The organism is Cedecea selenatireducens, from assembly GCF_042138895.1.
GTDB lineage: Bacteria > Pseudomonadota > Gammaproteobacteria > Enterobacterales > Enterobacteriaceae > Cedecea > Cedecea selenatireducens.
Map to the genome: position 1 here is coordinate 249487 of NZ_JBHIKW010000003.1, position 14497 is coordinate 263983.

The 14497-nt window shown below is 55.4% G+C and carries 12 protein-coding genes; 4 read left to right on the forward strand and 8 right to left on the reverse strand.

The window, feature by feature from the left end:
* Positions 1-4: 4 nt before the first annotated feature.
* Positions 5-1390: a UDP-N-acetylmuramate:L-alanyl-gamma-D-glutamyl-meso-diaminopimelate ligase gene (gene mpl / locus ACE38U_RS06575; protein WP_038476085.1), complete on the reverse strand. Its 1386-nt coding sequence runs from the start codon at positions 1388-1390 to the stop codon at positions 5-7.
* Between the two features lie 175 nt (positions 1391-1565).
* On the opposite strand from mpl, the gene fbp reads away from it, so the two are divergent.
* The gene (fbp, locus tag ACE38U_RS06580) at positions 1566-2564 is read left to right on the forward strand and encodes a class 1 fructose-bisphosphatase (RefSeq protein ID WP_038476089.1); all 999 of its coding nucleotides are present in this window, start codon (positions 1566-1568) and stop codon (positions 2562-2564) included.
* 48 nt (positions 2565-2612) lie between these two features.
* Here fbp and ACE38U_RS06585 read toward each other — a convergent pair whose 3' ends face one another.
* Complete coding sequence (locus ACE38U_RS06585) at positions 2613-4166, reverse strand: methyl-accepting chemotaxis protein (RefSeq protein ID WP_375529381.1); 1554 nt, start codon at positions 4164-4166, stop codon at positions 2613-2615.
* A gap of 281 nt (positions 4167-4447) precedes the next feature.
* On the opposite strand from ACE38U_RS06585, the gene ppa reads away from it, so the two are divergent.
* Positions 4448-4975, forward strand: coding sequence for an inorganic diphosphatase (gene ppa / locus ACE38U_RS06590; RefSeq protein WP_004857176.1), 528 nt, complete (start codon positions 4448-4450; stop codon positions 4973-4975).
* 44 nt (positions 4976-5019) lie between these two features.
* Here ppa and ACE38U_RS06595 read toward each other — a convergent pair whose 3' ends face one another.
* From ACE38U_RS06595 to tamA, 5 genes are all read right to left on the reverse strand, one after another.
* Positions 5020-5370 carry a type II toxin-antitoxin system ChpB family toxin gene (locus tag ACE38U_RS06595; RefSeq protein WP_038476097.1) on the reverse strand — a complete coding sequence of 117 codons (351 nt, stop codon included), beginning with the start codon at positions 5368-5370 and terminating at the stop codon, positions 5020-5022.
* Positions 5364-5615, reverse strand: coding sequence for an AbrB/MazE/SpoVT family DNA-binding domain-containing protein (locus ACE38U_RS06600; RefSeq protein ID WP_038476100.1), 252 nt, complete (start codon positions 5613-5615; stop codon positions 5364-5366). The genes ACE38U_RS06595 and ACE38U_RS06600 overlap by 7 nt, the downstream gene beginning before the upstream one ends.
* A 219-nt stretch (positions 5616-5834) precedes the next feature.
* Positions 5835-6179: a gamma-glutamylcyclotransferase family protein gene (locus tag ACE38U_RS06605; protein WP_038476103.1), complete on the reverse strand. Its 345-nt coding sequence runs from the start codon at positions 6177-6179 to the stop codon at positions 5835-5837.
* Between the two features lie 2 nt (positions 6180-6181).
* Positions 6182-9958: an autotransporter assembly complex protein TamB gene (gene tamB / locus ACE38U_RS06610; RefSeq protein WP_375529382.1), complete on the reverse strand. Its 3777-nt coding sequence runs from the start codon at positions 9956-9958 to the stop codon at positions 6182-6184.
* Positions 9955-11691: an autotransporter assembly complex protein TamA gene (tamA, locus tag ACE38U_RS06615; RefSeq protein ID WP_176982440.1), complete on the reverse strand. Its 1737-nt coding sequence runs from the start codon at positions 11689-11691 to the stop codon at positions 9955-9957. Before tamA ends, tamB begins: the two co-directional genes overlap by 4 nt.
* A 214-nt stretch (positions 11692-11905) precedes the next feature.
* Here tamA and msrA point away from each other — a divergent pair, with 214 nt between their 5' ends.
* Positions 11906-12541 (forward strand): peptide-methionine (S)-S-oxide reductase MsrA, encoded by a 636-nt coding sequence (gene msrA / locus ACE38U_RS06620; RefSeq protein ID WP_038476109.1) that lies wholly within the window; start codon positions 11906-11908, stop codon positions 12539-12541.
* Between the two features lie 194 nt (positions 12542-12735).
* The gene (gene paeA / locus ACE38U_RS06625) at positions 12736-14073 is read left to right on the forward strand and encodes a polyamine export protein PaeA (RefSeq protein ID WP_038476112.1); all 1338 of its coding nucleotides are present in this window, start codon (positions 12736-12738) and stop codon (positions 14071-14073) included.
* Positions 14074-14132: 59 nt separating this feature from the next.
* Here paeA and ACE38U_RS06630 read toward each other — a convergent pair whose 3' ends face one another.
* The gene (locus ACE38U_RS06630; protein ID WP_008460430.1) at positions 14133-14339 is read right to left on the reverse strand and encodes a stringent response modulator YtfK; all 207 of its coding nucleotides are present in this window, start codon (positions 14337-14339) and stop codon (positions 14133-14135) included.
* Positions 14340-14497: the final 158 nt, after the last annotated feature.

Genomic DNA, 14497 nt, shown 5'->3' on the forward strand with positions numbered 1-14497 from the left:
GCGCTTAAAAAGCCTGTTCGTTCTGCTGTTCCGCTTTCTTCGCCAGGCCATCCAGCAGTTTCTGGTGAATACCGCCGAAACCGCCGTTGCTCATGACCAGAATGTGGTCGCCCGGCTGTGCCGTTTTCACCACCATTTCCGCCAGCGTGTCCACATCTGCGCTCCAGTGTGCCGGCTGCACGCAGGCTTCGGCGACTTCAGCCACCTGCCACGGAATATGCTGCGGCTGAAGCAGGAAGACTTCGTCTGCGCGCCCCAGCGACGGCGCCAGGTCATCTTTGCAGACGCCCATCTTCATGGTGTTTGAACGAGGCTCCAGCACGGCCAGAATACGTGCGGTGCCGCCCACTTTCCCACGCAGGGCTGCCAGCGTCGCCAGAATAGCCGTTGGGTGGTGAGCAAAATCGTCATAAACCGTGACGCCATGCGCTTCGCCGCGCAGTTCAAGGCGGCGGCGTGCGTTAACAAAACCATCCAACGCCTGAGCGGCATCGGCCGGGGTCACGCCAACGTGGCGAGCGGCGGCAATAGCCATCAGCCCGTTATGCATGTTGTGCTCGCCGACTAGCTGCCAGTTCACGTTGCCCACGCATTCCCCGTCCAGATACACTTCCCACTGAGAAGCATCGGTGGTCAGTTTCTTCGCCTGCCAGTGGCCTTGCTCGCCCACCAGTTCCTGCTCGCTCCAGCAGCCCATGGCGAGGGTTTGCTTCAGATTAGCGTCATTTTCCGGCCAGATGATTTTTCCCTGACCCGGCACGATGCGCACCAGGTGGTGGAACTGCTTCTGGATAGCTTTCAGGTCGTCAAAGATATCGGCGTGATCGAACTCAAGGTTGTTGAGGATCAGCGTGCGCGGGCAGTAATGCACAAATTTGGAACGCTTGTCGAAGAACGCGCAGTCATATTCATCGGCTTCAATCACGAAGAATGGGCTGTCACCCAGGCGAGCGGACACTTCAAAGTTGCCCGGCACGCCGCCAATGACAAAACCAGGCTTGTAGCCGCAGGCTTCCAGAATCCAGGTGGCCATACCGGCCGTCGTGGTTTTCCCGTGCGTCCCCGCAACCGCAATCACCCAGCGGTCACGCAGCACAAAGTCATGCAGCCACTGCGGGCCAGACATATAAGGAATGCCCTGTTCCAGAACGGCTTCCACACACGGATTCCCGCGCGTCATCGCGTTCCCGATGATAACCAGATCAGGATGTGGGTCGAGCTGGCTGGCGTCATAACCTTCGATTAACGAGATCCCCTGCTCTTCAAGCAGCGTACTCATCGGTGGGTAAACATTGGCGTCCGAGCCCGTCACTTCATGCCCTAAAGAGCGTGCCAGCATCGCCAGGCCGCCCATAAAGGTGCCACAGATCCCTAGAATGTGAATGCGCATACGAAACTTTCCTTTTTTTGTTTGGCGCACATTCTAACCGCATGGCTCAGGAGGCGAAACGCATTTCAGGATATTCCTTATCTTGCTGGCGCGATTCACCTGTGCGCGACAATTTGAAAATTTGTTAAGATTGTTGCGATCGCTTTATCCAACATAATGATGCAGGGAAAGTGTTATGAAAACGTTAGGTGAATTTATTGTCGAAAAACAGCATGAGTTTTCGCATGCAACCGGTGAGCTCACGGCTTTACTGTCGGCAATAAAGCTGGGCGCTAAAATCATCCACCGCGATATCAATAAGGCCGGTCTGGTTGATATCCTGGGGGCGAGCGGTGCCGAAAACGTGCAGGGCGAAGAGCAGCAAAAACTCGACCTGTTCGCAAACGAAAAACTCAAGGCAGCGCTGAAAGCACGCGGCATTGTGGCCGGTATCGCCTCTGAAGAAGAAGACGATATCGTCGTCTTTGAAGGCGCCGAGCAGGCAAAATACGTCGTGCTGATGGACCCGCTTGACGGCTCTTCTAACATCGACGTCAACGTTTCTGTTGGCACCATCTTCTCTATCTACCGCCGCATTACGCCGGTCGGTACGCCGGTCACCGAAGAAGATTTCCTTCAGCCGGGCAACCAGCAGGTCGCCGCTGGCTACGTAGTGTATGGCTCGTCGACCATGCTGGTTTACACCACCGGCTGCGGCGTACACGCCTTCACCTACGATCCTTCCCTTGGCGTGTTCTGCCTGAGCCAGGAACGTATGCGCTTCCCGGAGAGAGGCAACACCTACTCCATTAACGAAGGCAACTACATTAAATTCCCGAACGGCGTGAAGAAGTACATCAAGTTCTGCCAGGAAGAAGATACCGCCAGCAAGCGCCCGTACACCTCGCGCTACATTGGCTCCCTGGTGGCGGACTTCCACCGTAACCTGCTGAAAGGCGGGATTTATCTCTATCCAAGCACCGCCAGCCACCCGGAAGGCAAGCTGCGTTTACTGTATGAAGGTAACCCGATGGCGTTCCTTGCGGAACAGGCCGGCGGTAAAGCCAGCGACGGTAAAGAGAGAATTCTGGATATCATCCCAACCACGCTACACCAGCGCCGTCCGTTCTTCGTCGGCACTCAGCATATGGTCGAGGACGTAGAGCGCTTTATTCGCGAATACCCGGACGCCTGATTTACTCTGCACCATATGCCTCTTCCCCAGGGAAGAGGCATTAATCGATTAATAACGGAACGAGGCCATCGCGGCGACCAGCTGTTGCGACTGCTCTTCCAGCGAATGTGTGGCGGCGGTGGACTGCTCGACCAATGCCGCGTTCTGCTGCGCCGCCTCATCCATCTGGCTTACCGCAATATTCACCTGCTCAATACCGTGGCTCTGTTCGTTAGAGGCATTGGCAATTTCGCGAACCAGTTTGGTCATCCGCATAATTTCTTCGGCGATTTCGTCCATAGTTTCCCCAGCCTGCTGCGCCAAATCGCTGCCCTCACCCACGTGGGTCTGAGAGTTAGAGATCAGGGTGCGGATCTCTTTTGCAGCTTCCGCGCTGCGGCTTGCCAGAGTACGAACTTCACCGGCCACCACGGCAAAACCACGGCCTTGCTCACCCGCCCGGGCCGCTTCAACCGAGGCGTTAAGCGCCAGAATATTGGTCTGGAAAGCGATGCCGTCGATAACGCTCAGAATATCGGCAATACGGCCTGCGCTGCCTGAGATGTCGCGCATTTTTTCAATCACGTAGCAAACCATTTCGCTGCCGCGGTCGGCGGTGTCGGAAACCACTTTAGCCAGCTTGTGCGCCTGCTCCGCGTTGTCGGCGTTTTGTTTTACCGTCGCGGTAATTTGCTCCATGCTGGCCGCGGTTTCTTCCAGAGATGTCGCGGTAGATTCCGTACGCTGGGAGAGATTGAGGTTGCCTGCCGCCAGCTCGCGGCTGCCGGTATCAATCTGCGAAGAGGCGTCACGCACGCGGCTGACGGATTCCACCAGCGAGGTTCTCATCGCCACAATCGCGCCGGCAAGACGGCCAAATTCGTTATTGCCGGTTTGCGGAAGCGGCTGGGTTAAATCCCCTTCCGCGACAAACTCCAGCTGATGAATTGCCTCATCCAAAGGCTTCAGCAGCAGGTGGCGCAGCGCCAGCCAGACCAGCACAATAATGGCGGCGGTCAGCAGCGCGGCGAGAATAATAAAGCCCAGAACGATTTTTTTGTGCAGCTGTACGGCTGCTACTTCGCTGTTGCCGCGCGTTTCACCCCAGCGCTGGAATGCCTGAACGTCGTTATCAAACTTCAGCCCCAGCGGAATCAGGCTTTTTTCCAGCAGATCGTAATAATCGTCCGGGCTTTGTTTTTGTAACGCGGCCAGCATCGGGGAAATCCCCTGCGCCTGATAGGTGCCAAAGCTTTGCGCCAGGCTGGCAAGCAGCGCGTTGCCCTGGTCGTCGTTCACGCCGCTGTCGATAACGGACTTGAGGTTTTTCTGCGCCAGGCCAACTTCACCGGCAATGTTTTTCGTGGCTTTTGTCGCATCGTCCAGCATGCCTATTTCCATCTGGCGCACCGCCTGGCTTGCCTCATTGCGGGCACGAAGCAGCAGAATATAACCATCGCTAAGGCGCACCATTTGCTCTCCCTGCAGGCGGTTTATGCGCTCAAGAGAGGAGGAACTTTGCTGCAGGGCATAAATGCCGATGCCGCTTACAACCAACAGCAAGAACGTCATAACCGCTAACAGCGTCAGCAGCCCCGTACGAATCGACAAATTTCTCAACATGCTACATTCCCGGTTAACGATGGCTTATGAATAAAGTAGTGAGCGTGTTATCGGCAATTTTCGGAAAATGTTTAATCAATTTGCGTTATTTATGCTCGTTAAGTGCTTGTTGCGGTGATGTTTACCTCAATCATGACAATGGCGTGACGCCAGGCTTCCGCAGCCTAAAGCAGCGGGTTTGGCGGCGAGAAGGGGCGCGGTCAAAAAACAGCAAAAGACATTTAACCGCAGTTGGCTATAATATCGGGCACTTGAAATACACCAGGTTAAAGGAAACAGACATGAGCTTACTCAACGTCCCAGCGGGTAAAGATCTGCCGGAAGATATCTACGTTGTTATCGAAATCCCTGCTAACGCTGACCCAATCAAATACGAAGTAGACAAAGAGAGCGGCGCGCTGTTTGTTGACCGTTTCATGTCTACCGCGATGTTCTATCCGTGCAACTACGGCTACATCAACCACACCCTGTCTCTGGACGGTGATCCGGTTGACGTGCTGGTCCCAACGCCATACCCACTGGAGCCAGGTAGCGTTATCCGTTGCCGCCCAGTTGGCGTGCTGAAGATGACCGATGAGTCTGGCGAAGACGCGAAGCTGGTTGCCGTACCGCACACCAAACTGAGCAAAGAGTACGATCACATCAAAGATGTGAACGACCTGCCAGAACTGCTGAAAGCGCAGATCACTCACTTCTTCGAGCACTACAAAGATCTCGAGAAAGGCAAATGGGTGAAAGTTGACGGTTGGGACAACGCCGAAGCCGCTAAAGCTGAAATCATCGCCTCTTTCGAACGCGCTAAGAAGTAAGTTAGCCCGGAAGAAAAAACACCGCCTGAGGGCGGTGTTTTTGTTTATTCGATGATGGCCTGGAGTCTGGCTAAAACTTCCTCGACAACGTCTGCCGGCGCTGTTTCGCGTTTCTGCGCCCCGCAGCATTCAAGATCTACCATTCTGGCCTGGTTAATTAATACCACGCCGCAGGTCTCTGTCCCGCATCCGCTCAGGGATACGGCAAAACCTGCGTCCCTTGCGTAATTTCCGCCCTGGGTTATAGGTGCCACTAGCGCAGTGCCCGTCTGGTTAAATGCCCGGGTTGAAAGCACAAGAGCAGGACGGCCTTCCCCCTGTTGCTCCCGGCCAACGGCGGGATTGAACCCCACGAGAACAATATCTCCCCTTTCAAAACCCCCTCGTCTCACCATACTTCTTTCCCGACCGGGTTATCCTTGCCCCAAATGTCTTCTTCAGAAATTTTTGGCGCCGACGGGTCGCCATGAGCTAATAGCTCATCCAGGGTATATTTTTTCCTTGCGGGTTTCATAATCAGCTGATTATCAATCACTTCCGCCTCCATGCTTTGTCCGATTTTTACGCCTAGCTCATCCATTAGTGCACCGGGAATGACCATACCAGCACTGTTCCCCCATTTTTTGATGGTGATGCGCATGCTCTCTCCTGACAGATAAAGTTATACGAAGTATAAACAAATCTGCTCAAGATATCGTCAGTTATAAAAGGGACTCGGCAGAATAGCCAGCATGAAAGGGAAGCTGATTAACATTATGGGAGCGACTTCCCAGCATGTGTTGCAAAACCAGAAGGGGAGACAAATAGATGGGAGGCAGGAAAAAAACGGCCACGTGTTGGCGTGGCCGCTTAGGTTTGCTTAGTTTTTTTCTCGATCCAGCCAGTTACCGCTGTCGATGCGGGTTAACCCCTCCACCGGGCGCTGGTAGACGTACATCCACGCGCCGCCGTAAGGTGTCTGAATCAGCTGACGGCTGTACTCGCCCCCTTTGGTGCGCAGCGCGTCAAGCTCGGAAAGCGTGGAGGCATCTATTCGGTAAACTTCACCCAATACCACGCCATCTCCCGGCACGGCGCCTGGATAATGCCCAAGGCTATACAACACGTAGTTTTCCTGCGTGTGGTCGCCCAGCCACTGGGCGTTGGTCATCCAGTGGCTGTTGCCTTGTTTGCGTCGTAAACTGCCGTAAACAAATATTCGCATTGCTAAAACTCAAACTGATAGAGCAGATCTAGTGCCTGATCTACGCCAGACACCGCTTCCAGATATAGCTTAGGCATCAGACGATAACGCAGCGTTAACGTCGCCAGAGAGTCAAAAATACCTACGCCATACTTAACCTGTAGACCCGGCAGTACATAGCCGCTGACCACCACCTGAGAGGAATCACCCACCCCTGCGGTATCGAGCGCCAGATTGCTTACGCCAAACGTCTCGCCGATTTTACCCACAACCTGACCACTTTGTGCAACCCCCAGGCCCACAAGCATTGACGTCATGGCGTCGCCGTCGTTGCCGGAAGTGTCCAAACCCTGGCCGCGAAGCAGGTAGGACAAGGCTTCCTGCTGCGACATTGCCGGGTCAGAGAATATTTCAGCTTTTGGTTCATCTGCCGGGCCGGTCACGCGCACGCCCGCCGTAACGCTGTTTTCGGTCGAGTCAGGGTTACGAATAGCTTCGATATTCAGATATGGGTTGTCCGGTGGGCCAGAGAACAGCAGTTCACCTTTGCGGACGATAAGATCCTGACCGTACGCGTGGAAGCGCCCCTGCGGAATATTTATCTGGCCGTTCAGGCCCAGCCCCTGTTTGTCCTGAACCATTTTCAGGTCACCGGTCAGGCGAGCTTTCAGGCCAAAGGCATCCAACCGCACGTTGTTGCCAACGTGAATCGTCAGGTTGCTGTTGATAGGGATCCCGGCGGACTGCGGATTAACCGGCTTCAGCTCTTTGTCCAGCATCACTTCGTCGCTGGAGACGCCAACGGCGCTTTCCGGCACGTCATGCACGACAATACGCGCCCAAGGCACATCCACGTTCCCGTTAAGGGTGAACAGGCTTGGCGTCGCCACAAACTCAATGTCCGGGGAAACGTCCAGCCGCACCATCGGCGGAACGGTGATACGCACTTTGCTGCCCTTCGCGGCAATGCGTGCCCGCCAGTTGTCGATTTGCGTCCAGTCGGCATCGCCGCTCAACACAATCTGCCCCTGCTTGGTACGCACCACGCCCTGCAGCGTGGAGTTCATGCCGTTGAAGTTCATGGCAATCTGGCTCGGCTGCATGTCGAACGGCATGAAGTTGCCTTCAACATCTACGCCATTAAGCTGCATTTGCCCGAACATCTGCGGCCGTTCAAGGTTCCCGCCAAGACGCAGGTTCGCATTTAGCGTCCCGTCAGCTTTTTCACCTTTCGAGAAGATGGCGTTGGCAATAGCCAGGGAGAAGTTGCGAATATTGACGTTGCCGCCAAGGTTACGCCGCCCCTGTGGATCGGTGATTTGCACCTGGCCGTCAAACTGCCCGTTATTCGCCACCTTCACCAGCCAGCCAAGCTGAGCGCGGTTATTTTTCAGTTCGGCGTTGAGATTCAGCGTGTCGAAGGCAACCGGCAAGGTATTGCCGTTCACCACCTGCGCCACCTTCACGCCACGCCCGCTGAGCGTGACCTGGCCCTGCGGCAGGCCACCGGCTTCGCTGTCCCAGCTCACGTCAGCCTTACCGGTAAATACGCCGCTGGCCTGAGTATCCGCCGGCATCACCGGTTTGAGCATGGCAAGATCGAAGCGGTTGAGGTTAACCAGCGCCCGGCCTTTCGCCCCGGCGTCGATAGTTTGCGGCACACAAAGCTCGGCATTCGGGTTTACCCAGCAGTGCGGGCCAATGGCGATTTTCTGTTCTTTGTTGCGGAAGTCCAGCGTCAGCTCGCGGTTTAGCGCCCACGGCCCCACCGGCGTCTCAAAGCGGGTATCACTGAGCTTGCCGCGCCAGCGCTCTTCGTTGCGATCGAAGCTACCGCTCAGGTTAAGGCGTCCGGAAACCGGCTCTCCCTGAACGCGCAGCTGAAGCTGATGCTGTTTCTCATCGCCCTTCGCTTCCAGCGTGACCAGGTCAACCTTCACGCCCGGCTGAGCCACTCGCTCTACGCGCAGGTTGAGGTTACCGGCGATTTGGTCGCTCGATTTCACATCGCCTTTCAGCAGAACCCTGGCAATCGTCAGCTCCTGCCAGCGCAGGCCGTTTGCGGTCAGGTCAGCCAGCAGCTGCGGGGCTTTCACATCACCGCGAACCTTCACGATACCTTTCGCCGTGCCGCCCAGCCCCGGCAGGGCGTTGTCCAGGTTCGGGGCATTAATGTTGGCGTCGAGGTTCAGCTCTTTCTCACCCAGCTCCCCTTTGACGTCCACGGTATTGCGGCCCAGCTCCAGATGCAGGCCCGGCACCTTCCACTGCATGTAGTTGTTGCCCTGCAGCGTGCCCTGAACGTTGACCTTATTCTGCTTCACGTTACCCGCAAGCTTCAGCTCAGGAATATCCAGCTGCCAGCTGCCGCCATACAGGCTACCGCGCGTTTTAATTTTGCCATCAAGCTTTGCAGGCCAGTCCGGGAACTGCTTCGCGGTGTTGATTCCGGCAAGCGTTAATTCCCCGCGCCAGCTGATCGCTTTGCTCCAGTCCACCAGCGCTTTCAGGTCAGTGTTGCCCTGCAGCGCGGCCACGCGCAGCTTATCGAGGCTAAACTGCTGTTCGTTTCCTTTGCCGTCCAGCGTGATGGTAGCAGGCGGCAGCTGGTCACCCTTCACGGCGGTGCTAAAGGCAAGCTTGTAGTCGGTCATTTTGCCGGTCAGGCGAAGCTTAAGGTCGTCGGCCTGATATTGCTTCGCGCCGGTCAGCGGCCAGTAAAGCTGCTTGCTGTCCAGCTCGATATTCAGCGGCAATCCGGCTTCCGCAAGGCGGGTTTGGGCATTCAACTGCATCCCCACCGGGCCGGAAAGATTGACGCCCACTTTCAGCTCGTCGCGCAATGCACCACCGACAGTCATCTTCACCTTTTCGCCTTTCAGCGGGTCGATGTTCAGCGTGCTGTTAAGCGTCAGGTCAACCGGCCAGTTGTCGCGCAGCTGGGCGCTACCGGTGGCGTTCACCAGCCCCTGAGAGGAGTCCACATCCAGCACATCCAGCTTAAGGTTGCCGTCGATGCTGCTCACTTTCAGCAGCAGCGAGTTGACCATCAGGTCGGTGTCGCCGGTCAGGCGCAGGCGCGCTCCGCGGAATTCCTGAATATTCAGATTCACCGGCAAATTAACGTCGGTCATTTCCGGCAGCAGCGGCTTTTCAAACAGCTTTGTCAGCGTTTCACCCAGCGGCGCTTCTTCCGGCTGAGGGTTCTGGATCTTCGGCTCAACAATTTCTTCTTTTGCCACCTGCGCCGCCTTCGGCAGGGCAATCAGCAGGCCTTCCAGGCTGGTTGGCGTCAGCGTCAGGTTGCGCTGCTCCCAGTTCAGGCCACTGGTGAAATCCATCACCGAAACGGTGGTGTCGTCGATTTTCACATTGACGTTATTCAGCGCCACGCGGCTGAGAGTAATCGGATACGGCGTGGAGAGGTTCAGCGGGCCGCTGTCTTCCTCCTGGACAGGAGCAGACGGCGGCATTTTTTTCGTGTCGACCGCGACATCCACATCTTTCAGCGAGAAATCATTCACGCACAGGCTGCTGTGCCACAGGCACTTAAGCTCAACGGCGAGATGAACCTCGCCCGCACGAACGGCTACGCCCGGCTGCTCGTAGCTCAGGTTTTTCAGCGTCAGATTGCGCCACCCGCCGTCAACCTGGGCGATATTCAGCCCCGGCACCCAGCGATTAGCGCCTTTAAACAACAAATGCAGGCCTGACGTCGTACCTACCAGGAAACCTACTGCGGCGATCAGCAACACAATAACCGCCAACACCGCGAGGCTTATTTTCTTCCAGCGACTCATAGTTCAGGCCCCAAACCGATGTAAAACTGTAAACCGTGCTCTTCCTTGTCACCCACCGGTACCGCAAAGTCGAGCTTGATAGGCCCAACCGGGGACTGCCAGCGCACGCCAACGCCCGCGCCGGTTTTGAAGTTGCTGCGTTTGATGTCGTTCACCGCTTCACCAGAGTCAACGAACGCGGCGCCCCACCATTTGCCGGTCACGTTGTACTGATATTCCAGCGAGCCGGTCGCCAGCTTGGAGGCACCGGTCAGCTTGCCGTTGCTGTCTTCTGGCGAAATAGATTTGTATTTATAGCCGCGAATGCTGCGGTCGCCCCCGGCGAAGAAACGCAGGTCAGGCGGCACTTTTTTAAAGTTGTTGGTTTCTATCCAGCCGAGATTGCCTCGCACCACAAAACGATGCTTTTCGTACAGCGAGCGGATCCAGACGTTTTGAGCCTGGAATACGCCGAAATCGACGTCAGAACCCCAGGTCGTGTTGGAGACATCAATCGAGTAGCGCTGGGAGTCGCCCCACGTGGGCATCAGGCCGCCGCGTGAGCGAGTGCGGTTCAGGCTAACGCCAGGATAAAGCAGCATTGTCGTGTTCGTGACGTCGGCCTGAGTAAAGTGGTCGAGGCTCCAGCGCAGGTTAACCGCGCGCTGCCAGCCGCTCGACATATCCCAATAGCGGGACAGCGCCACCGTGGTGGAGTCTGATTTGGTGTCGTTGAGATCGGTGCGCTTAAAACCGCCCTGCACCAGGTAATATTGCTCCAGCGGGCTTTTCAACAGCGGCACTTTATAGCTGAAGTCGAGCGTTTGCTCAGGCCCGGAGAGGCTGGTGCTGGTCGTCAGGCTGTGGCCATAGGAGTTCATCCACGGCTTTTTCCAGCTCGCCTTTACGCGCGGGCCAACGTCAGTGGAGTAGCCCACACCGGTTTCAATGGTGTTTTCAGTGCGCGGCGTCACCACGCCCTGCAGCGGCAGTACTTTGGTCTGGCGAGATTTTTCAAACTCGGGCGCCACCACCACGGAGTTAAACCAGCCCGTAGCAGACAGGCGGCGGTTCAGCTCGGCCAGATCGCTTGACTGGTAATAATCGCCCTGCTTAAAGGGCACCAGATTTTGCAGGTACTCTTCGCGAATCTGTGAACCTTCAAAAGTCACTGCGCCAAAGCGGTAACGCTCGCCGCTGTCGTAGTCGATATCCCAGAAAGCCTGATGCCTGTCGAGAGAAACGCCCAGCTGGCTTTTACGGAAATCGCTGTCGAAGTAGCCCTTACGCAGCGCAATGCTGGAGAGGCTTTTCTTGAAGTTATCGTAATCCGCATGGTCAAGGACGGTGCCGATTTTTGGTCGTTTAGGCAGCAGCGCCAGATAGTCTTTATCGGTTCGCGCTCCCCCACGCAAAATTACGTCGGTGCCGCCAATTAACACCGGCTGACCGGCATCGACTTTGGCAAGCAGCACCTGGCGGCCTCCGTTCTGCGGAGGCGGCTTTAGCGTGAAATCTATGGTTGGCTCGTAGTAGCCCAGCGCCTTTAACCCTGCGCGAATAGCGTCATCAACGCGAGCCTGGAAGCGACGATCCGGCGTCACTTCATCGCTTTCAATGGTTGAAAGCTGAGCACGGACGTTTTTTTGCAGTTCGCCGCTGAGTCCCTCAACCTGCAAACGCACGCTCGCGGCGTTAGCCCATGCGCTCGCCACACACAGGCTGGTAATACACAAAGTACGGATTACTGGCACGTTTTCTCCTGAATATCCTTGTTCCCACCCCTGGAAGGAAACGTCATTCCCGCTCCGCGGATTAACAAAACCCTAACATTAAGGGTTGAAAATAACTCACTAGCCTAAATCTTTCTTATATGTAATGTAGTCTCTAACTTGTGTGTATTGTCTGAAATTGCACGCCTGATGACAACCGCTCACTTTTTTGCCGATTTCCGGGAGATCCAACACCATGCCATTGTTCGAAAAAACTCACTCTGTGGCGCAGGCAGACGCCCTGCCAGGCCGCAATACGCCAATGCCGGTAGCCACGCTTCACGCGGTTAACGAACACTCAATGACAAATGTACCAGATGGGATGGAAATCGCTCTGTTTGCGATGGGATGTTTCTGGGGCGTAGAACGTTTGTACTGGGAGATACCAGGGGTTTACAGCACGGCGGCCGGCTACAGCGGCGGCTACACGCCAAACCCAACCTATCGCGAAGTTTGCAGCGGTCAAACAGGCCATGCAGAAGCCGTACGCGTGGTTTATGACCCGAACGTGGTCAGCTACGAGCAGCTTCTGCAGGTGTTCTGGGAAAACCACGACCCGGCTCAGGGGATGCGCCAGGGGGGCGACGTTGGCACCCAGTATCGCTCAGCGATTTACCCGCTGACGCCAGAACAGGACAGCGCCGCACGAGCCAGCCTCGAACGCTTCCAGGCCGCCATGGATGCCGCCGGTGATAAACGCCAGGTCACCACCGAAATCGCTAATGCGGGCCCGTTCTATTACGCAGAAGACGATCATCAGCAGTATCTGTATAAAAATCCGCACGGCTACTGCGGCATTGGCGGCATCGGGGTTTGCCTGCCGCCTCAATAATTTTCGCTACCTTTCCGGGCGCTGAGAATGTGGCGATAAATTACGCCCTCTGGTAGCAGATCCCTTCCTTACGCTATACTACTCCTTGAATTTGCTGGCTCGTTCACAAAAGCGGCCAGCATTTCTTGTGTTTGACCCCTTAGATTTATCAACTTTTCCCTTCCGAGGACCTGGCCACAACAGCCAGATAAATTATGTTAAACAGTATTTTGATAATACTTATCCTTATTGCTATCAGTGCCTTTTTCTCAATCTCTGAGATCTCGCTTGCCGCCTCTCGCAAAATCAAACTTAAGCTGCTGGCCGATGAAGGCAACGTCAACGCGCAGCGTGTTCTGAAGATGCAGGAAACGCCGGGCATGTTCTTTACCGTGGTGCAAATTGGCCTGAACGCCGTGGCCATTCTCGGCGGTATCGTCGGCGATGCGGCCTTCTCACCGGCGTTTAAAATGCTGCTGGAGCGCTTTCTGGCTCCGGAACTCGCCGACCAGCTTAGCTTCATTATCTCCTTCACCCTCGTCACCAGCCTGTTCATTCTGTTCGCAGACCTCACCCCGAAACGCATCGGTATGATTTCTCCCGAAACGGTTGCTTTACGTATTATCAACCCGATGCGCTTCTGTCTGTTTGTTTTCAGACCTCTGGTGTGGTTCTTCAACGGCCTGGCTAACGTTATCTTCCGCATCTTCAAGCTGCCGATGGTGCGTAAAGACGACATCACGTCCGACGACGTTTATGCGGTGTTTGAAGCCGGTGCGCTGGCGGGCGTGCTGCGTAAGCAGGAACACGAGCTGATCGAAAACGTCTTTGAGCTTGAATCCCGTACCGTGCCATCTTCCATGACCTCGCGTGAAAACGTGATTTGGTTCGACCTGCACGCCGACGAACAGAGCCTGAAGTCCACCATCGCCGAGCACCCGCACTCCAAGTTCCTGGTGTGTAACGGCGATATCGACCACGTGGTCGGCTACGTTGATTCCAAAGAGCTGCTGAACCGCGTGCTGGGCAACCAGAGTATGGCGCTGAACAGCGGCGTACACCTGCGTAACGCCCTGATTGTGCCGGACACGTTAACCCTGTCCGAAGCGCTGGAAAGCTTTAAAACCGCCGGTGAAGACTTCGCGGTTATCATGAATGAATACGCACTGGTGGTGGGCATCATTACCCTGAATGACGTGATGACGACCCTGATGGGCGACCTGGTCGGCCAGGGTATGGAAGAGCAAATCGTTGCCCGTGACGAGAACTCGTGGCTGGTTGAAGGCGGTACGCCGATTGATGACGTGATGCGCGTGCTGGATATCGACGAGTTCCCACAGTCAGGTAACTACGAAACCATCGGCGGCTTCATGATGTTTATGCTGCGTAAGATCCCAAAACGTACCGACGCGGTGAAATTCTCCGGCTACAAGTTCGAGGTGGTCGATATTGATAACTACCGCATCGACCAGTTGCTGGTGACGCGTATCGACAATAAGCCTGTCGCGCTGACGCCAAAGCTGCCTGATGGAGAAGAGCCTCAGGAGCAGTAAACGAGCTTCATAAACACTAACGGCCCCTTCGGGGGCCGTTTTTTTTACAACGTTTGGGCCTAGCCCATGTCCGCCTGCAAACGCATCACCTGGCGGTTCACCTCGGACATCACCGAGTAATGTTGCTTATCCTTAACCTTCGGGACAAGGATTTTGCCCTTATCAAATTCGAAAGCGCCAACGTCCTTGATATACAACCGTCCGCGGAACAGGATCTTCACGTACTTCGCCACCTGAAGGGGGTTGTAACGTTGGAAAATTTTCATTGTTCTTTACTCCTGCATGTTAACGCCTCTGCGAGCCACATTTGGCCCGACAAGCTGAGGCGAAAAAGTTTGGTGCACGAAAACTATAGTCCAGATATCGAAGGTCACCTAGTGTGTAGAAGTTTTTTTACTAAAAGATTACAAAGTTGCAGAATAAT